The sequence below is a fragment of the Coxiella endosymbiont of Amblyomma nuttalli genome (assembly GCF_018107685.1).
GTDB lineage: Bacteria > Pseudomonadota > Gammaproteobacteria > Coxiellales > Coxiellaceae > Coxiella.
On sequence record NZ_CP064834.1, the window covers coordinates 604,734 to 625,507 of the forward strand.

A 20,774-nucleotide genomic window follows, 5' to 3' on the forward strand; every position below is an offset into this window, starting at 1 on the left:
TGTTATTCAGTGTCACACTGCCGCTGCTTTGTTAACGTAGTCCATATGTTATAGGCTATCACTGTTACAGCTTCAATGTTGACAAAGTAGCTAGCTAACGAACAAACAAGGCTAGGTAGCCTTAATAATACTTACAAACCTTGAATAATATTTGTGATAAAACAGTACCCTGGGGTATACACCCGAACTCCACGAGTTTCTCTAATTAAGGAACGTTACATTCTATCATGCAACACCAAAAATAGTGCTAACTAAAATAATACCCTAACTACTTAATAAATCATAGTTAAAAAATTTAAAACTGCTAGTTAAAAATAGTTAAGTTAAATAGTTAAGTTAAATATAAAAACAACCGAAGCCACAAGTATGGCACAATATGCCGCTTTTCATATTATATTTTTTTAATTAACTATATAGAATACGACTATTGGGTTTTGGATGCGAATCGTTTTTGCTTATCTTTATCACCATAATCAAACAGTATATTACGGTTAACAATCAGTCCCGCCGTAAACGGTCGGACATGGCTACTGGTGTTGGGTATTGTATAACCACCCAATAGGAGGATGCGATAAATGATAGTATTGTCGCTGCTTCGATCAAATTAGCTGCTTTATTGCTAATTAAATAGTTAGCCGATGCCACGTAAGCAATAATCAATGAAAATTCACTGATCTGAGCCAATCGTATGCCCACTTCCCAGGCTACCTGTTTCGATTCGCCACCCATCCATTGTAATAATACTCGATAAATGACAGGCTTTGTTATCATCAATAACATCAGCAAAATTAGAGATGGAATAATAACATCTGACAAGAATTTTAAATTAAACGTTGCTCCTACGGAAAAGAAAAATAATACCAAAAAGAAATCCCGCACAGGTTTTAAGCTTTCAGAAATATAAACTGATACTGGCCGTGAAGCAAGACTAACTCCAGCTATAAAAGCACCGATTTCAGCTGATAATCCCAAGACAGCAGCCAATTCAGTCATACTTAGACACCAACCAATGGCTAATAAAAAGAGATATTCTTTAATACGATTAAATTTTGAAAATAAAGGAAACAGGGCAAAGCGATCAAACAAATAAGCAAAAATCAGAATTGCAGGGAATCCTAATATCAGCAGTATAACATCAATTAAAACGCGTCCTCCTCGTCCCATACCGTGTAGCAAAAATAAGACGGCAATGGCAATCAAGTCTTGTAATAATAGGACACTAATCATTACTTCACCAGTATGTTGATGATGCAAAATCGTCGTTGGTAACAATTTAATGCCAATGATAGTACTGGAAAACATCATAGCACTACCAACTGTTAGACACTCTATCCATGGATAATTAAAAAAATAAGCCACTAGATAGCCGATCGTCGCAAAAACTACTGAGCTAATTAATCCAACCCACTTGATTTCCTTAAACATGGTGATTAATTTTTGTGGTGGTAGGTTTAATCCCAAAAGGAACAACAAAAATATAATACCTACATCACCAACTGTGCGCAGCATGCCTAAATTATTAATCAGCCTTAATCCCCACGGCCCAAAGAAAATGCCCAACAAAATATAGGCTACCAACATTGACTGACGTGTCATTAGAGCAAAAGTAGATAAAATAGCTGCGCCTGTGAAAATAAGAAAAATAGAAAAGATAAGATTATGCTCAAGCATATAAACCCCGCAAAATTTTTAATTACGTTGATTGTGTATTATTAAGAGATACTCTGCTACTACACATTTCTACGGCCTATAGTTGCTGCTCTTTTTAACTTTATTTAGTTATGATATATGATATGCGTCTACTCAGACCTGATATCTAAGATTCGGTTATGGTTACTAATCTTATTTCAGATAGCCATTGTTATAAAATCTCTTCGGTGATAGTCATTCATAAAATACTAAAACGCTTTTATTCTAATTGATGTAATTCCGTAATTTTCTTTCATGCATGCAGATAGATATATCGATCAGTAAATCGATAACTATTTCCAAGTGCGTTTTTCAAGGATATTGCCGCATATTTTCTACTTTGTCTCCAAAATACAGATAACACTCAATAGTTGGATTAAACGTCCACAGCTTTCCAAGCTTCACGGATAGTCTTCTCACTTATGTATGTAGCGGGGAAGCCATCAAAAACGAAATCACGATCATCACCGTAATTTTTCTTTTCTAATCTGTACAATATCAAAATGTTATCTATTCCACCTAATTTTATTTTAGATTTATTTCTTTAAAATTTATTATTTTTAAAATTTATTTTTTATATAAAACAGTAAAACACAATTGCCATTTTTTTGGTTATTTTTTTGGTTATCTAGTGCATGATGTTATGGAACAAAAAATGCCAGTAAAAACGAACATGCAAAGACATTTCAAAACAAGAAATAACTTGATAAATTCCATAAAACTCAGAAGAGTTAAGAAAAATACGCGTAGTCCATAAAAATACGTACGTTGTACTAAGAAAAGTATAACGAGTAACAAAAATATGCAATCACAAATTTATTATACTAATGAAATGCTCACCTCAAACTTCCTTTATTGAATCGTGCTCAGAATACGATCACGAACTTCATCCACATTTCCTAAACCAGAAATGCGATAATACTTTGGTGCATTAGGGCCACAGCATTTTTCCAACTCTGCATAGTAATCACTTAACGGACTGGTCTGTTCCCGATACACAGCTAATCGTTGACGAATCGTTTTCTCACAATCATCAATACGTCGGATTAGTGGTTCACCCGTCAAATCATCTTGATTAGGGATTTTTGGAGGGTTGTAAAGTCGATGGTAAACCCGCCCCGAGGCAGGATGAATAAGTCGACCTGTCATGCGTAAAATAATTTCTTTTTCTGGAACTTCAATATCGATTACTGTATCGATTTTGATACCTGCAGCATATAATGCCCATGCTTGTACAATCGTTCGTGGGAATCCATCAAGTAAAAAACCGTTTTTATAATCTGGATGACTAATTCGCTCTTTTACCAACGCAACTATAATGTTGTCTGACACTAAACTACCACTTTCCATTATTTTTTTTACTTCACTTCTCACTTCACTTCTCATAAAAGTTTTAGATTTGACTGCTAAACGCAATATACCTCCGGTTGAAATTTTTGGGATATCAAATAGCCTAGAGATAAATTCTGCTTGAGTACCTTTACCAGCCCCTGGCAATCCCAATAGAACGATTCGCATTTTTATTACCCGTTCTTATGACGAAAGAGTTGTACACTCTAGCATAATCAAACCGAAAATGGCTATCTGCATTACCATCAAACCCCACTACTTCTTCTTTTTTTAGCTATAAGGAAAAAATAACACTTAAAGTCTTTTCTTGGGCCTCTGTGTATTTTACAACTATGAAATTTAAATACATATTTTATAGCAAACAGTGTTTAACAAATATTTTCTATCAAAACACACAAAAAGTTTTTTGATCTGACACTTGTACAATTTGTGCTACATTTTGACACCCATAATAACTGTTTATTACTACTAAGTAACAATTTTATATTGCTGTCAGTAATCTCATTAATTGTAGTTGTTCTCGTGTAATCGCTTTTCTACGTGTTAAATGACAAATAATAGCCACCAAATCAAATAAGTAGGTTAATTAATTAGTAAATTCACCTTTTATCCCTCAAAAAGGTGCATCGTATAAGAAAGAATAAAAAAGTTAGTTAAGTAACCAATGGTAAAACAATATCACCTTTATAATGAAATAGACCTTCTTAGCCCCGCTAATAAATTTTTTACGAGCCACTTTTGCTGTAATAGCTGAATTTTTCGTCAAAACCGAGTATCCCGTATGGTGCTACGGGCTTGCACAACACTTGCACAATAAATGAAGAAAACAGTTATAACCCGAAGTTAAAAAGTCCTTCACGATTTTACGTCATGATTGATACTAACACTATACATTTGATTGTGTAGAACAACAACATTTTTAACTATCATCTGTCCTAAATCCAAAAATTCAAAATATATCTTGACAATTCAATCAAACATTACTCAAACAGCGACTCTGAGACAGAGATCTGGAAACAAGCATTTATTATAGGGATTCAATGATCCACATCAGCGCATTAATAAAATTCGCAATGATCATATAGTGAGTAATATAAAAGTAACTAAAAGAAAAATAGCAGTAGTTTTTATATAAAATTTCAATAAAATCATACTAACGTATAAGACATCATACTAACATACAAGACGTTCTTGCATAGTCAAGAACGTCTTGTAATCCTACCTACCATTAAGACAAAGAACACACAATAATTCACGATAAAATATATTAAAGCGCAATGGATATTATTTCAATAACTGAAACGCCAAAAAAGACTAGCAATATCATGATGGAAAATAATTAAAGATAGTCATATTGTGAGCAATATCAGAGCATGCATGGAATTAAACATAATGTATATGCTATAATTTATTTTATGTTTAATAAGCTAACTTATCATTTGGCGATCAGCATTAACAAACTCCGCGGTTTAAGGCGATTAACAGAGGATAATATTCAATCGACACTACGCGAAATTCGGAATGCGCTTTTAGAAGCTGATGTCGCCTCAACTGTAGTTAATAATTTTATTAAACAGGTGCGTGAACAAGTCATCGGACAAGAAATTATTAAAAATGTTCGTCCGGGTGATGTTTTAATCAAAAAGGTTCAAGACGAATTGAGGCATATTCTCGGTGATAAAAAATCCGACCTTAATCTTAATGCCAAATTACCTGTTACTATCATTATGACCGGTTTACAAGGTTCAGGTAAAACTACCACTGTGGCTAAGTTAGCTCTATGGTTGCAAGACACTCAAAAAAGATCAGTATTGGTCGCTTCTGCAGACATTTATCGTCCAGCAGCTATTGAACAACTTGAAATTTTGGCGCAAAAAGTGCATACGCAATTTTTCCGGACGGAAGCATATCAAAAACCGACAGATATTGCCGCTGCCGCTTTAAGACAAGCTGAGAAGCAATTGGTCGATGTCCTGATTTTAGATACGGCCGGTCGTTTGCATATCAATGACGAATTAATGCAAGAAATGAAAGAGATAAGCGATATTATGCATCCCACTGAGCTGTTGTTAGTAGTAGATAGCATGATGGGTCAGGACGCCGCTAACGTAGCAAAATCATTTAATGATGCCTTATCTTTAACTGGTGTGATCTTGACAAAAGCAGAAGGCGATGCTCGTGGTGGCGCTGCTCTCTCGATGCGCATGATTACAGAAAAACCCATTAAATTCATTGGAATAGGTGAAAAAATGGATGATTTTGAACCATTCTATCCCGGACGCATGGCGTCACGTATTTTGGGTATGGGTGATATTGTCAGCTTGGTGGAAGAAGCCCAACGCAAAATTGATAAAAAACATGCAGAAAAAATCGCGCAAAGCATAAAAAAAGGTAAACGTTTTAATTTTGAGGATTTCTTGATACAACTACAGCAAATCAGAAAAATAGGTGGCCTAGAATCATTGTTGGATAAATTACCTATTATGGCTAAAATTCCAAAAGGAACAGCTATGCTTTTCGATGACAAATTATTGGTGAAGATGCAAGCTATCATCCAGTCAATGACATTGAAAGAACGTCATTTTCCTACGCTGATCAATGGATCACGCAAACGTCGTATCTCCAGTGGTTCTGGGACCACACCTCAAGATGTCAATAAACTCTTAAAACAATTCGATCACATGCAAAAGATAGTAAAGCGCAGCATTAACAGCAATCAAATGGCCAAAAGATCCAAGCAAGTGCCAAGGCAAGTGCAAGGCCGACAGCGACTTAACTAAACCTCTTTCCTCCTATGAGAGAGGACAATAAATGGATAATTATTCATTTATCTATTGCATCTAATTGCTCATGTCGCGTAAAATACCTGCTTCCATTAGAGAGCAGGTATTTATATGGTAGTCGTTCGTCTTACTCGAAGTGGCGGTAAAAAGAATCCTTTCTATCACATTGTGATAGCTGATTGCCGCTATTCACGTGATGGTCGATTTATTGAGCGCGTTGGTTATTACAATCCACTTGCCCGAGGTAAAAATATCCCGTTGTATATGGAAAAAAAACGTATTGTTTATTGGCTCAATCAAGGAGCACAAGCTACCCTGCGTGTGCAACATTTAATCAAAAAATTTGAAAAGTTACCTGAAGCAGCCAAAGAGGGTAGCTTACGTAAGGCTGAACTAAAACGCTTGCAATCTGAGCAATCTTCTATAAAAGCTCACCAAGCACAAGATACAGTAGCTGAAAAGTTGCTACCAGACAAGTAAAAGTAGATTTCCGTGAATAACTAAGTAATGGCATATCTTTAATGCTCAATACTAATAAAAAAATTATTATGGGACGTTTCGCCAAACCTCATGGTGTTTGTGGATTCGTAAAAGTTGTTTCTTTTTTTAATCCCATCGAAGCTTTGCTAAATTATAAAATTTGGCAGATCCAACACCAAAACAGATGGAAAATGCTTACCATGCAAAGTGGAAAAGTCTACGGTCCATTTTTAATCGTAAAACTAAAAGGAGTAGAAAACCCTGAAACCGTAAAATATTATACAAATAATTTAATTGCAATTGAACGTGAGACCCTACCTCCTTTAGAGGAAGGTGAGTATTATTGGTCCGATCTTATCGGTTTGCGTGTTATATCCGTTAATGGCCTTAACCTTGGAACTATCGTCTCGCTGATTGAGACAATTTCAAACGATGTCTTAATCGTAAAAAATAAAGATCGAGAGCAGATGATTCCGTATATCTCACAAGTAGTCAGATCCGTTAATATAGAAGCAAATAATATCGTAGTCGATTGGGAGGTGGATTTTTAATGCAGATTGGTCTCATTACTCTCTTTCCTGAAATGTTTAACTTTTTAAAGTATGGTGTAGTCGGTCGTGCTCTAGAACGCCGATTGTTAACACTGTTTTTTTGGAATCCAAGAGATTACACTTTAGACCTCCGTCGTACCGTAGACGATCGGCCCTATGGAGGAGGCCCAGGGATGATCATGAAATTTGAACCACTACAGGCAGCTTTAACAGCCGCAAAATCAGTATTAGGACGAACCACCAAAGTGATTCACTTAAGTCCCCAAGGAAAGCTTTTAACTCAATCTATTGTTGCAGAACAGATCTGCGATAACCAATTCATTCTCATAGCTGGACGTTATGAAGGCATTGATGAGCGTTTAATTGAAGCTGAAGTAGATGAAGAGTGGTCGATTGGTGACTACATTGTTAGCGGAGGAGAACTTCCCGCTATGGTCCTCATTGACGCAATAACTCGACTTCTTCCTGGCACTTTAGGCCATGCAGATTCCGCTTCCCAAGATTCATTCACTTCAGGTTTTCTAGATTTCCCGCATTATACCAGACCAGAGAAAATCATAAATCGTTCAGTGCCAGAAACTCTCTTAAGTGGTAATCATGCGGCTATCGCTAGATGGCGACTCAAGCAATCTCTTGGAAGAACTTGGCAGAGGCGTAGAGACCTGCTACAAATGCATCATTCCTTGACTAAAAATGAGCAGGAGTTACTTGATGAATTTATTATGGAGTCATCATGAACAGGATTATTCAAGCACTTGAGTCAGAGCAAATTCGGGATAGAAAAATTCAGAACTTTCGCGCTGGTGATATAGTAAGCGTGCAAGTGAAAGTAAAAGAAAGTAACCGTGAACGCATCCAGATTTTTGAAGGAGTAGTTATTGCTAAACGTAATCGTGGTTTGAATTCATCTTTTACAGTTCGTAAAGTATCACGAGGAGGGGAAGGTGTGGAACGAGTTTTTCAACTTTACAGTCCATTAATCGCCTCTATTGATGTAAAGCGCCACGGCAATGTGCGTCATGCTAAACTTTATTATTTACGCAATTTGGGAGGTCGTAAAGCGAAAATTAAAGAAAAAATTTGACTACTTTTACACTATATCGAGAATATAACGACCCATTGTTTCCTTAAATCAAACCAATATACAAACCAAGATAAATATGCCATGTAGCTGGATATCTGGATCGAACTGTACCAAGTCTATTGTTATGTCACCAAATTTGTCAAAATCCACCTAACCCCTAACCATTTAGCACACCAAATCATTTCTACCATCACTACCTAAAAACACTTAAGTAAGTTTATTTAGTCAAAATTACTCTCCAGTAACCATTTACAGGACCTATAAAATAAAAATAGCACTTGTTTTTAAGTTACAAAACATCTCAAAACATTTAAAATACTCAGCTAAAATGGCTAATAGGCTTTTAAAATGGCTAATAGGCTTTAAACAACAAAAAAATATTCTAAATACATAAAAAATAGAACAGTGGATAACATATTGATAGAACAAAACAATCCAATCAATTAAGCATCTAATAGAAGCTAGAATAGCGACTAAAACAATGTAATAAGTCAGTTCTGATGAGTGTATTTGTACGTTATACATTGACAATTTAATCATGATAATGATTTCTGGGATTAAACAGAAAGAAATTTTCAAAGCCGCAATAAGATGATAATCTATCCATAAACTTAGTAGACTACTATCATGTTATCCATCCTGATTCCGGTTCGTTATTTTGCCCTTATTAGCATCGCAGGCAAAAATGCTTCTACTTTTCTACAAGGACAATTAACCTGTGATATGCGAATGATTAACGAAACATATGGTTCATTCGGTGCTTGTTGTAATCACAAAGGTCGTATGATGGCAAATTTTTTTATCTTTCAGAAAAAAGAAAATTATTATTTTCTTTTACCAAAATCCGTTGTTCAACTTATTATTGCCCATTTAAAAAAATATGCCGTGTTTTTAAAAGTGGAATTGACAACCATTGATAATGCAAAGGCAGTAGAATATCAGGGGTCAGAAATTATTCTGAAAGACATTGATGAAAATACTTGGCGCTTAACAAATATTAAGGCGGGCTTGGTTTGGATTTATCCTGCAACCAGCCATATATTAATCCCTCAGATGATTAATCTACAAAAATGGGGTGGTGTAAGCTTTAACAAAGGTTGCTATACAGGCCAGGAAATTATCGCACGAAGTGAATATCTTGGTACATTAAAACGCCATCTTTATCGTGCAAATGTAATTGGTGATAATAAACCAACGCTGGGTGAAAAATTAAAAAGTAAAAGCGGTCAACCTGTAGGCATTGTAGTGGAAGCAGCTCAAAAGAGGCATAGTGAATATGAATTACTAGCCGTCCTTCAAAGTCACACTCTTGAAAGAGAGATTATTTTAAATCAATTACAGTTAAAAAATCTAGAGAAGGTCCCTTATCCAATAGTCTGATTTTGCTTGTCCACAGCTTTTCCATAAAATCCATGCTCTGAGGCAAGGGAGCAATGCTATTTAGCTTCCTACAAATATCAATCTCGCCTTAAACAAAGCCACGTAATGGTAATGATGATAGTTCAGCGTAGCAATTCAATCTTACTTCAACGCAATAACGGAAACAAAATCACATCACGAATGGATGCATTATCAGTAAATAGCATAACTAAACGATCAATGCCAATGCCTTCTCCTGCGGTTGGGGGGAGTCCATACTCGATTGCTGTAATATAATCTTCATCGAAACTCATTGCTTCCAAATCACCTGCATCACGCGCTTTTAATTGTTCATGAAAACGAGCTTCTTGATCCCTAGGGTCATTTAATTCTGAAAATCCATTCGCAATTTCACGACCACCTATATAAAGTTCAAAACGATCCGTAACAAACTCATTTTCTTCATTAGTACGCGATAGAGGAGAAACTTCCTTAGGAAATTGCGTAATAAAAAGTGGTTGCTGCAATTTTTCTTCAACCAATTTTTCAAACAGTTCTGTTTGAATCTTACCTAATCCATAATACGCAGGTGTTGCAATTTCATAATGATTAGCTAAAGCACGTGCTTTATCGAAATCATCAATTTGATCTGATGTTATCGTAGTAGGATTAAATCGTAAAATAGCATCACGTAAAGATAAACGCGGGAAACACTTGCTTAGATCGATGTTGACGTTTTGATAAGTCAACTGCAATGTACCAAAAAGTTTTTCAGCTAAATAACGAATCATCTCCTCAGTTAGTGTCATTAAATCATCATAAGTGGCATAGGCTTCATAAAGTTCAAGCATCGTAAATTCCGGATTATGGCGAGTCGAAATTCCTTCATTACGAAAGTTACGATTAATTTCGTATACTCTCTCAAATCCACCGACAACTAGACGCTTTAAATAAAGCTCAGGAGCAATACGTAAGAACAAATCCATATTCATAGCATTATGATGTGTTTCAAAGGGACGTGCTATCGCACCGCCTGGTAATGGTTGCATCATGGGGGTTTCAACTTCAACAAATCCGCGGTTATCAAGAAAATTACGTATTTGAACAATGAGTTGTGATCGCATTAAAAAAACTTTACGCGAAGATTCATTGATAATTAAATCTAAATAACGCTGACGAAAGCGTTTTTCTTGATCATGAAGACCGTGGAATTTATCTGGCATTGGACGCAAGGCTTTCGCTAGCAAACGAATTTTTTCTGCTCTAACGGATAATTCTCCTGTTCTTGTTTTGAAAAGAACGCCTTCAACGCCGATAATATCGCCGATATCCCAGGTTCTAAACGATGAATAAACTCCCTCGGGCAGATTATCACATGTTATATAAATTTGCATACGACCGCTCATGTCCTGGATATGTGCGAAACTTGCTCTTCCCATGAGACGGCGTGTCATCATCCGTCCCGCCATTTTTACGCGAACTACCTTCTTGGTAGATAACGCCCCCCATTCATATCGTTCATAAGTCGCGTGCAGATCGGCAGCCAAACTGTCTCTTTTAAAATTATTTGGATAGGCTTGTTGCCCATTTTTTCGTATTTTAGCAAGTTTTATCTTGCGTTGAACGATTTGTTCATTTTTTTCTTGATAATCTTTTAGTACCATTTTTACTGCCAAAAAATATACCAAAACTCGTGATAGTTAGGGTTGAAAAGGTTATCTTCGAAACCATTATTAGTTTAGTCGCAAACATCTACTATCTCAATTAAAATAATCATCTCTTAGGCTTATATCAATTTTCACATCATTATTAATTCAAAAATAATACACGCGATTGATAGTTTCCATTTTTTATAATCTTAACATCAAAAACATAAGAAAAATCTAGATAACTGACGATACAAGTAATTATGATATAAATCACAAATTATTTCATACGGCCATTTATCACAAATATAGAAACTTATTCATTGAAAAGATAGATCGTCGCACGAAGCAGGAAACAGCAATGTAAGCAAGAGATCACTTTATCGCAAGTTTAGCAAATCGTATTCAGCTTAACTGAATGTTCTCAGCTTCTAATGCAATGCCATCTGTTCCTTTAATGCAAGAGTACTACTTCCATAGAAATAATAGATTAAATCTTTGTGAAGAAGCATTATTGTTCAGCAACACTACAATTTGAGAAAAATAACAAATACATTTCTGTTTCAGTAACGCAATGCTTTTCAATATCTCTAATAGTTACCACAAAAACATTAATGTCTGCTACTTTCCATATTTTGGATTAAAGGTCACATTCTTCACTACCACACATCATTCTCTGGATAACATAAACTCCTTGCACGAAAATCCAGGCACGTAGTGCGATACGAAAATAGAGGAAAAGCAAGAATCATGCCACGTTACACTAATATCAATTAGCAAAGATTAAAGGTCTATTTCAAATTATAATCTTTTTTTAAGAAATCCAATGACCGACTGAACCAGTTCTGGCCCTTCATAAATTAGCCCCGTATATAGCGCAACCAACCGCGCTCCCGCTGCTAATAAAGTCGATGCATCTTCCCCTGAATTAATACCTCCTACAGCAATAATGGGAATCTTATCGCCTAACAAATTATGTAATTGGGTGACTATCTTTAGTGTCATTGAAAATAGCGGTCTACCACTTATCCCACCTGTTTCATCACTATACGGTAATCCTTCAATATTTTTATGACTAGTAGTGGTATTTGTCGCAACAATACCTTCGATACAGTACTCTAATGCCAATAAGGCAATCGTTTTAATCTCTGATGTCGTCACATCCGGTGATATCTTTAAAAGCAACGGCACTCGTTTTTGATGGTACTTTTCTAACCGCCGTTGTTCTTCTTTTAAGTCATTTAATAAGTTCACGAGATAACGTTCATTCTGTAATTCTAGCAATCCCGGAGTATTTGGGGAGGAAATGTTGATAGTGACGTAATCTACATACGGATAGACCTTTTCTAAACAACAACGATAATCTTCACCTGCTTTTTCTAAAGGTGTCGTTAGGTTTTTCCCAATGTTGGCACCAATTATTCCTTTAACTTTATGCTTTTTAAGTTGACGTACTAAGTGATCAACACCTAGATTATTAAATCCTAACCGATTAATTAAGGCCTGTGCTTCTAACAGACGAAATAAACGAGGCTTCGGATTGCCAGATTGAAATTTTGGGGTTACCGTGCCCACTTCTATAAAACCAAAACCAAGACCTAATAATGAATCAATGTAGTCTCCATTTTTATCTAAACCGGCAGCAAGTCCTACTGGATTAGGAAAACAAATGCCAAACACAGATGTTGGTTGTTGGGGGAAAGATGCTAGTCGTCGATTAATAATCCACGAACAAGAAACCAACTTAAGACATTTTAAAACTAATACCTGAGCAATTTCAGGATCTAGCTTAAATAACAAAGGACGCAGATAGTGATAAATCATATCACGCTTTTTAGCCAAAACCTGCCACATCTTTTGTCACTACCTTTTTTATTTTAATGATTCTATTTTAATGATTACCATATTTCGATATTATACTTCTCTTCCTATAAAGTAAGTATTACAAGGTTAAAGTAGTAAACTAAAAACCACTGCAAGGCAAACGTGATAAGTCAGCCATTTACATAACGATCCTTAGTCTTGCCCTACAGATTATTAGTCAAAACATGGTGTATATTCGCTTCATGTCGTAAGAGTATTGTTTACCGTTTTACTCCAATATATCAAACGTTGACCATCAATTAGCAACTATGCTATTTCTAATTGAAGTATAATCCCTCGGTTTTAACAAACCGCGTTATTTATGAGATTATAATTGGAATCTGTACTCATAACCTTGTTATGAATTTGTATCTTTCTCTTTCTATATGCTTTAACATTAAAGATCAAAACGTTGCTGAATAACGCGAAATTTGTATTTTAATCTTCATAAAATTACACCAGATATCACGTGATAATTCACAGGCCAGATAATTCGCAAGCTATTATAGATACATATCTCGATATATCTCATCTCGAAATTAAAAGTGTTACTGTTGTAGATCATGATTATTGTTATCTTCCAAATTCCCAAATTCAGTGATTAAAATAATGTTCTTCGAACTGAGGTAATCATAACATGATGCACGGCCCTGATTTCCAGATTGATGACACCCTCCACATACTTCGTCAATCTATACAGAAATTTGCTAGTAAAGAAATTGCTCCTCTCGCCGCTAAAATTGATGCCACTAATCAATTTCCTCGAGATTTATGGCCAAAACTTGGCGCTCTAGGTGTGCTTGGTATTACGGCAGATAAAAAATACGGTGGAGTCAACATTGGTTATCTTGCTCACATTATTGTTATGGAAGAAATTAGCCGTGTTTCTGGTTCCATAGGCTTAAGCTATGTGGCGCATTCTAACCTATGCGTCAACCAAATTAATCGCTTCGGTACAGAAGCACAAAAAGAGCGTTATCTGCCTAAATTAATTAGCGGAGAACATGTTGGTGCGTTGGCCATGAGTGAAACTGAAGCAGGTTCTGATGTGGTTAATATGCAACTTTCTGCCAAAAAAGAAGGCGAAATATTTGTGTTAAACGGTGTTAAAATGTGGATTACAAATGGGTCAGAAGCAAATATATTAATTGTTTACGCTAAAACTAACCCGGAAAAAAAAGCACATGGAATCAGTGCCTTTTTGATTGAAAAAGATATGGTTGGTTATCAGACGGCACAAAAAATAGATAAATTAGGGATGCGAGGATCTGATACCTGTAAATTAATTTTTAATAACTGCGAAGTACCTCAGGAAAATATATTGGGTAAAATTAACGATGGTATTTCTATTCTGATGAGCGGGCTTGATTATGAGCGTTTGGTTTTAGGTGGTGGTCCATTGGGCTTGATGCAAGCTTGTCTCGACGTCGTTTTGCCATACATTTGTAAACGAAAACAGTTTCAAAAAGCCATTGCTGAATTTCAATTAATGCAGGCAAAAATAGCCGATGTATATACGGCGTTGAATGCTAGTCGTGCATATTTATACGCCGTTGCACAAAGCGCTGACGTAGGAAAAATTCATCGAAAAGATGTTGCTAGTGCTCTACTCTTTGCTGCTGAAAATGCAACTCAAGCAGCCTTAAAAGCTATTCAATGCTTAGGTGGTAATGGATATACTACAGAGTTTCCTGTTGAGCGCTTTCTACGCGATGCCAAATTATATGAAATTGGTGCCGGCACGTCAGAAATTCGGAGAATTATCATTGGACGTGAGCTACTCAAAGTAATTATAAAATAATTTTATGAATGGAGGAAAGAAAAGGTTTCCAGTATTACTATGTAAGTGTCACTTAGATATTCATAAACATATATCCATGCAACATTATGATGATTGTTCAAAGAAATCTTAGCTCCTATTATGAGTTAATATGCGCTGATATCAATAAGGTAGTTCATTATTTTCAAGCCATAGGGGTACATTAATGAAGTTTCTATAGATGATTACGCTCTGTCTGTAATCCATGGCTAAGTAACTGCACGACAAACACCATTCAAAACTGATTTCCTTAAGTGCTTTGTATGCGACTGTCATAAAAAGTATGTGACTTTGGTATGAGGATGTTATATTGGTTTATGATGAATGTTTCATGATGTATGTTCTCTGATTCCTATACAAAAATCATCGCTGGCGGTGTGGAAGATGATGTTCTAAATGATGTTCTATTTGCTAAATGGTGTGCTGAGAAACATCAATTTTCGTGCTAAACGATGGATAAAGATTCAATTACTTTACTATTTCCAATGATGCTGCTACTACTATTAATACGACTTTTAGAAACAAAAAATTACTATCAATATTTAATTAGTATCAAGTTAGTTTTGATTAGTATTAAATTAGTATTTAATACAGTAATACAGGATGTTAGGTGGTATACCATAGCTTCCATTAAAGCTATTTAAGGCATTAAACCTATTCAAAGGCTGTTAAAAAATTCTTGGAAAAACGTCGAGTTGTTTTATTTGAGATTATATAAACAGCACTTGCTGTCGTTGCGATATCAATTTATGAAAGTATTAGCTTACCTTGCGTGTAGTTATTAATATTCACAACGGACTATATACTTTAGTACATCCTTATGTTCAGTGCTTTATAGCATAAATTTTGGTAATCTTACAAGGTATAAAACCTGCAAAAATAATTTAAAAAATTGCAGACTTCTTATGTGTTGGAAATGATAAAGCAACAACGCTTGTAATGGAGGCAGCGTAAATGCCGAGGATTATGTCAAAAATAAAAATTAACACTGAAGAATTTAAAAAAAATAAAGCAGCAATGGAGTTACAAATAAAAACGTTGGAAACTTTACTTGTTAAGATTAGAGAAGGGGTTTCAAAAAAATCACGTCAACGACAGCACGAACAAGGTAAACTACTAGTTCGTGAACGTATAGAGCGATTATTAGATTCAGGTGCTGCTTTTTTAGAATTGTCTTCATTAGCTGGTTATCAACTCTATGAAGATGACGTATCTGCTGGCGGTTTAGTAACTGGTATCGGGCAAATTGCTGGACAAGAATGTATAATCGTGGCTAATGATGCGACTATCAAAGGGGGAGCATATTATCCTATCACTGTTAAAAAACATCTACGCGCACAAACAATTGCTGAGGAAAATCATTTACCTTGTATTTATTTAGTCGACTCTGGTGGTGCCTACCTTCCTAAACAGGATGAAGTATTTCCGGATCGGGATCATTTTGGTCATATTTTTTATAATCAAGCACGTCTTTCTTCCAAAAATATTCCTCAAATTGCCGTTGTTATGGGTTCATGCACCGCCGGAGGGGCTTATATACCAGCGATGGCTGATGAAGTTATTATGGTAAAAAAGCAAGCCACTATTTTTTTAGGTGGACCTCCTCTAGTGAAAGCGGCAGTCGGTGAAGTTGTTACAGCAGAAGAATTGGGAGGTGCTGATATGCATTGTCGGCTGTCAGGTGTTTCTGATTATCTTGCACATAATGACATACACGCTTTAAAAATAGCGAGAGAATGCATCAGTCATTTAAATCGAAAAAAAATAATTTCTTTAGTAATCCGCCCTATTGAAGAGCCTGCTTATGACACTCAAGAAATCCTCGGGATTATCAATACTGATTCTCATATACCGTATGATGTGCACGAAATTATCGCTCGCTTAGTAGATGCTTCTCAGTTTGAAGAATTTAAAACGCTTTATGGCAGCACTTTGGTTTGCGGTTTTGCACACATTTATGGTTATCCCGTCGGGATTGTTGCTAACAATGGTATTTTATTTTCAGAATCTGCATTAAAAGGCGCTCATTTTATTGAACTATGCAGTCAGAGAAAAATTCCTCTTGTATTTTTACAAAATATTACTGGTTTTATGGTTGGAAAAAAATACGAAACCAATGGAATCGCAAAGCATGGAGCTAAAATGATTCATGCAGTGGCTTGTAGCGAAGTACCTAAATTTACTGTCATTATAGGTAACAGCTATGGTGCAGGAAATTACGCCATGTGTGGTCGTGGCTATCATGCTAGATTTTTATTTATATGGCCTAATGCCCATATTGCCGTTATGGGTAGTGAGCAAGCAGCTAACGTACTTGCTCAAGTAAAATACGATCAAATGAAACGACGCGGTGAAACATGGGATAAGAAGGAGAAAGAAAAATTTAAGGCGGATATTCGTGCTACTTATGAAACTCAAATAAATCCTTATTATTCCACTGCTCGATTATGGGATGATGGCGTTATTAATCCTCTCGACACACGACGTACTTTGGGACTTTGTATCTCAGCAAGCCTAAATGCACCTATTTCTAAAACCCATTTTGGTGTATTCAGGATGTAAGCTAAGTGTAAGGAGAAAAAGTGATAAACTCATCGTATATTCGGCAAAATGTTGAAAAAAATGTTTGTACTATTACTATAGATCGTCGTGAAAAACATAATGCTTTTAACGAAGTCATTATTGCTGAGCTAAAAATGATTTTAAAAAAAATTGATACTGATGCAAATATTCAGGTAGTTATCATCAATGCTGAAGGCAAAAATTTTTCTGCTGGTGCTGATCTGGACTGGATGAAGCGCATGGCGAGATGCTCTCGTGAAGCAAATGAAGCAGACGCATTAACATTAGGAAATCTTTTTCAACAACTTGATCGATTATCTAAACCCACTATTGCATTAGTTCATGGTTACGTGATAGGTGGTGGTATTGGATTTGTAGCTTGTTGTGATATCGCCATTGCTACTATAGAGACACAATTTTGTTTTTCTGAAGTTAAATTGGGATTAGTCCCTGCAATAATTGCGCCCTACATTATTCGTTCAATTGGTTATGGCCCTGCAAGACGTTACTTTTTGACAGCTGAATTATTCTCTGCAATAGAAGCAAAAGAAATGGGGCTTTTACACCAAGTTGTTAAGGTTAATGCATTACAATCAATAGGTTACATTCTTGCAGAATCCATCAAAAAAAACGGTCCTCAAGCTTTACTAGCAACTAAACGATTACTTAACGATTTACTGCCAATTAATGAAAATATTATTTCACAAACTGCCACTTTTTTATCTACCATACGTACGTCAAATGAAGCTCGTGAAAGAATTAATGATTTTCTTAAAGCAAGAAAACAGTAAAAAAATGATATAACATTTTTCATCTTTAATATTTTTTCATCTTTATTTAAAAAGGTGAAAGGAATTTGAGATGTCGAATTAGATTAAGTTCCTTTTTCTTTCACCTTAGTTTGATTGTGTAACTTTGAGCTTCACAGAATCAGCTGAGTGTATGGGTTATTATCTTCTAGATTTAGTAGCAAAGCGTGAGATAACAGAAAAGACAGTATTAAAGAAAGGCATAGGACACACAATAAGGAAGATACAATATGTTCCACAAATTATTGATCGCTAATCGCGGAGAAATTGCTTGCCGAATTATTAGGACGGCTAAAAAATGCAATATCAACACTGTGGCTATCTATTCCTTCGTTGACGCAAATGCATTACACGTAAAATTAGCAGACGAAGCCTATTCCATTGACCCAACACCAGCTGTTGAAAGCTACTTAAATCGTGAAAAAATCATTGAAGTCGCCCTACAAACTAATGCTGATGCTATTCATCCTGGTTACGGTTTTTTATCTGAAGACCCCAAATTTGCAATACTTTGTAAAAAAAATAGCATTATCTTTATTGGTCCGCCTGTAGGTGCTATTACTACAATGGGTAATAAATGTGAAGCAAAACGATTAATGGAAAAAATTGGCGTTCCTACCATACCTGGTTATCATGGTATAAAACAGGATCTTAAAACACTCACCAATGAAGCAAAGAAAATAGGCTTTCCTCTTTTAGCTAAAGCAGCCATTGGTAGTGGCGGTAAAGGCATTCGCTTGATTACTGCTATAAGCGACTTAGAAGATGTTCTACAATCTGTTAAGCATGAAGCTAAATGCATCTTTGATAACGACACAATTTTGCTAGAAAAATATATCACACCAGCTCGTCATATTGAAGTACAAATTTTTTTTGATCAGCAAGGCAATGGTATTCACTTGTTTGATCGTGATTGTTCCATTCAACGACGTCATCAAAAAATCATTGAAGAATCTATCGCTCCCAATTTAAAACCAGTAACCCAAAAACAAATGAGCGAAACAGCTGTAATAATTGCAACAGCAGTCAACTATATCGGTGCTGGCACCATTGAATTTCTTGTTGACCAATCCGAAAATTTTTATTTCATGGAAATGAATACACGATTACAAGTAGAACATCCTGTCACAGAAATGGTTACAGGATTAGATTTAGTAGAATGGCAATTTAAAGTTGCTGCCGGTGAACCCCTACCTTTATCGCAGGAAAAAATAAAACTTGAAGGGCATGCTTTTGAAGCTCGACTATATGCAGAAAATCCTTACAATAATTTTTCCCCTTCCGCCGGGAAAATCATTTATTTCTTAGCACCCATAGAAACTAAAAATGTTCGTTTCGATTCCGGGTTTGTTCAAGGTGACACGATCACACCTCATTATGATGTTTTAATTGCCAAATTAATTGTACATGCACAAGATCGGAGAACTGCTTTGGCATTGCTACAGGAATCACTAACAAGGACTGTCATCATTGGCGTTAATACCAACATTTCTTTTCTCTACCAAATTTGTGAAAATATGGTCTTTAAAGCAGCTGCCCTCCATAATACCATCCTCGAAAACAACATCTTGCCTGAAGCTGATAAAAAGTTACCTGATGAAATTTTGTTTTTTGCTTGTCTTGCAGAATTACGACAGCAACAAATACAAGCCCAACAATGGGCTTCTAAATCTGAAGATCCACATTCACCATGGTTTATTAGAGATCATTGGCGTTTATCAGAAAAATCTAAACAGAAATTACGTTTTTGGTATCAAGATAATCCATTTGAAATAGAAATTACACAAGATACAGGCGGATATTTGATAATAAATCAGAATCGATCCTTTTTCATCAGTGATTGTCAACAAAAAAATCATCGATTTAGTATCTGTTATGAAAGACAACTTTTAGAAGCTATTATTTTTTATCAACCAGATGCCCTGTATATTTTGTATGGTGTGAAACATTTTATCATCGTTCAGCGTGATCCCAAAATGTCAATAAACCATGAAACAACTATAGAAGGACAGCTTATCGCTCCGGTACCAGGCAAAGTCATCGAAATTTTTGTTAAACCGAATCAAAAAGTAACAAAGGGTGATCGATTAGTAATGTTAGAAGTAATGAAAATGGAATATACGATAAGTTCACCTATTAACGGTGTAGTGCAATCTATTTTTTGCCAAGTAGGAAAGTTGGTGGGAGAAGGATATGAACTCTTAACACTCAATTGATATCTAGATAGGATCTAAGTTCGGTATTTATTTACCGACTTTGACATGAAATTTATCATGAAACAGATTATGTGGAGCGCCATTCTAAAGACCGGAACGGATATGATTTTGATGCAATAAACACTCTACTTAGAGGATGCCTTGATAATGACGACTTTTAAAGATCAATCAGATTTTTATCAGATTTTTATGGGCGTGGTTTTGCGAGCTAATGATGTCATAGAAAATAGAAATAAGTTTAAGCTCAATTTTACCGCAACCTCGTAACTTCTTGTAGTTTCTCTCTGATATTCGCATTTAGAAGAGAAAAATTCCGACTTGATAGCAGAAATTCTGATAATCATCACATAGCTATAAGCTGTAATGCACCTAAAGGTGCCCACAGAGCACTTCAATAATTTTGTATCTATTTCATTAACTGACTCGTATCTGCTCTTTTGCAATGACTCCATATAACCTTATAAAATAAGTATGGACTATTAGCAAAACAATGTATCAATCTATAATAATCCATAAACTATCAAGATATCGTTTAAATTTAGCCTTATAGAACTAATTTTCTC

General features: G+C 35.6%; 14 protein-coding genes. 10 read left to right on the top strand and 4 right to left on the bottom strand.

The window, feature by feature from the left end:
• Positions 1-498: 498 nt before the first annotated feature.
• The gene (locus CEAn_RS02235) at positions 499-1,671 is read right to left on the bottom strand and encodes a cation:proton antiporter domain-containing protein (RefSeq protein ID WP_211923607.1); all 1,173 of its coding nucleotides are present in this window, start codon (positions 1,669-1,671) and stop codon (positions 499-501) included.
• A gap of 870 nt (positions 1,672-2,541) precedes the next feature.
• Positions 2,542-3,213 (bottom strand): adenylate kinase, encoded by a 672-nt coding sequence (gene adk, locus CEAn_RS02240; RefSeq protein WP_244670115.1) that lies wholly within the window; start codon positions 3,211-3,213, stop codon positions 2,542-2,544.
• A gap of 1,241 nt (positions 3,214-4,454) precedes the next feature.
• Between adk and ffh the strand changes: the two genes are divergently transcribed.
• The 6 genes from ffh (at position 4,455) to ygfZ (ending at position 9,317) form a co-directional block, all read left to right on the top strand.
• A complete protein-coding gene (gene ffh / locus CEAn_RS02245) occupies positions 4,455-5,819 on the top strand; it encodes a signal recognition particle protein (protein WP_211924162.1) in 1,365 nt (454 codons plus the stop codon).
• Between the two features lie 114 nt (positions 5,820-5,933).
• Positions 5,934-6,302: a 30S ribosomal protein S16 gene (gene rpsP, locus CEAn_RS02250; protein ID WP_211923609.1), complete on the top strand. Its 369-nt coding sequence runs from the start codon at positions 5,934-5,936 to the stop codon at positions 6,300-6,302.
• A gap of 41 nt (positions 6,303-6,343) precedes the next feature.
• Complete coding sequence (rimM, locus tag CEAn_RS02255) at positions 6,344-6,853, top strand: ribosome maturation factor RimM (RefSeq protein ID WP_211923610.1); 510 nt, start codon at positions 6,344-6,346, stop codon at positions 6,851-6,853.
• Positions 6,853-7,590 (top strand): tRNA (guanosine(37)-N1)-methyltransferase TrmD, encoded by a 738-nt coding sequence (trmD, locus tag CEAn_RS02260; protein WP_211923611.1) that lies wholly within the window; start codon positions 6,853-6,855, stop codon positions 7,588-7,590. Before rimM ends, trmD begins: the two co-directional genes overlap by 1 nt.
• Positions 7,587-7,937, top strand: a complete 351-nt coding sequence (gene rplS / locus CEAn_RS02265) for a 50S ribosomal protein L19 (RefSeq protein WP_211923612.1) — start codon at positions 7,587-7,589, stop codon at positions 7,935-7,937. Before trmD ends, rplS begins: the two co-directional genes overlap by 4 nt.
• 627 nt (positions 7,938-8,564) lie before the next feature.
• Positions 8,565-9,317 carry a CAF17-like 4Fe-4S cluster assembly/insertion protein YgfZ gene (gene ygfZ / locus CEAn_RS02270; protein WP_211923613.1) on the top strand — a complete coding sequence of 251 codons (753 nt, stop codon included), beginning with the start codon at positions 8,565-8,567 and terminating at the stop codon, positions 9,315-9,317.
• A 146-nt stretch (positions 9,318-9,463) separates the two neighbouring features.
• Here ygfZ and lysS read toward each other — a convergent pair whose 3' ends face one another.
• The gene (gene lysS / locus CEAn_RS02275) at positions 9,464-10,960 is read right to left on the bottom strand and encodes a lysine--tRNA ligase (RefSeq protein WP_211923614.1); all 1,497 of its coding nucleotides are present in this window, start codon (positions 10,958-10,960) and stop codon (positions 9,464-9,466) included.
• 783 nt (positions 10,961-11,743) lie between these two features.
• A complete protein-coding gene (locus CEAn_RS02280; RefSeq protein ID WP_211924163.1) occupies positions 11,744-12,766 on the bottom strand; it encodes a quinone-dependent dihydroorotate dehydrogenase in 1,023 nt (340 codons plus the stop codon).
• A 676-nt stretch (positions 12,767-13,442) separates the two neighbouring features.
• Here CEAn_RS02280 and CEAn_RS02285 point away from each other — a divergent pair.
• The 4 genes from CEAn_RS02285 (at position 13,443) to CEAn_RS02300 (ending at position 20,211) form a co-directional block, all read left to right on the top strand.
• Positions 13,443-14,606: an acyl-CoA dehydrogenase family protein gene (locus CEAn_RS02285; RefSeq protein ID WP_211923615.1), complete on the top strand. Its 1,164-nt coding sequence runs from the start codon at positions 13,443-13,445 to the stop codon at positions 14,604-14,606.
• Between the two features lie 972 nt (positions 14,607-15,578).
• Entirely contained in the window at positions 15,579-17,186 is a 1,608-nt protein-coding gene (locus tag CEAn_RS02290; protein WP_211923616.1) for a carboxyl transferase domain-containing protein, read from the top strand.
• A gap of 20 nt (positions 17,187-17,206) precedes the next feature.
• On the top strand, positions 17,207-17,977 hold the full coding sequence (locus CEAn_RS02295; protein ID WP_211923617.1) for an enoyl-CoA hydratase-related protein: 771 nt from the start codon (positions 17,207-17,209) through the stop codon (positions 17,975-17,977).
• A 248-nt stretch (positions 17,978-18,225) separates the two neighbouring features.
• Complete coding sequence (locus CEAn_RS02300) at positions 18,226-20,211, top strand: acetyl/propionyl/methylcrotonyl-CoA carboxylase subunit alpha (RefSeq protein ID WP_211923618.1); 1,986 nt, start codon at positions 18,226-18,228, stop codon at positions 20,209-20,211.
• The last annotated feature ends 563 nt before the right edge of the window (positions 20,212-20,774 follow it).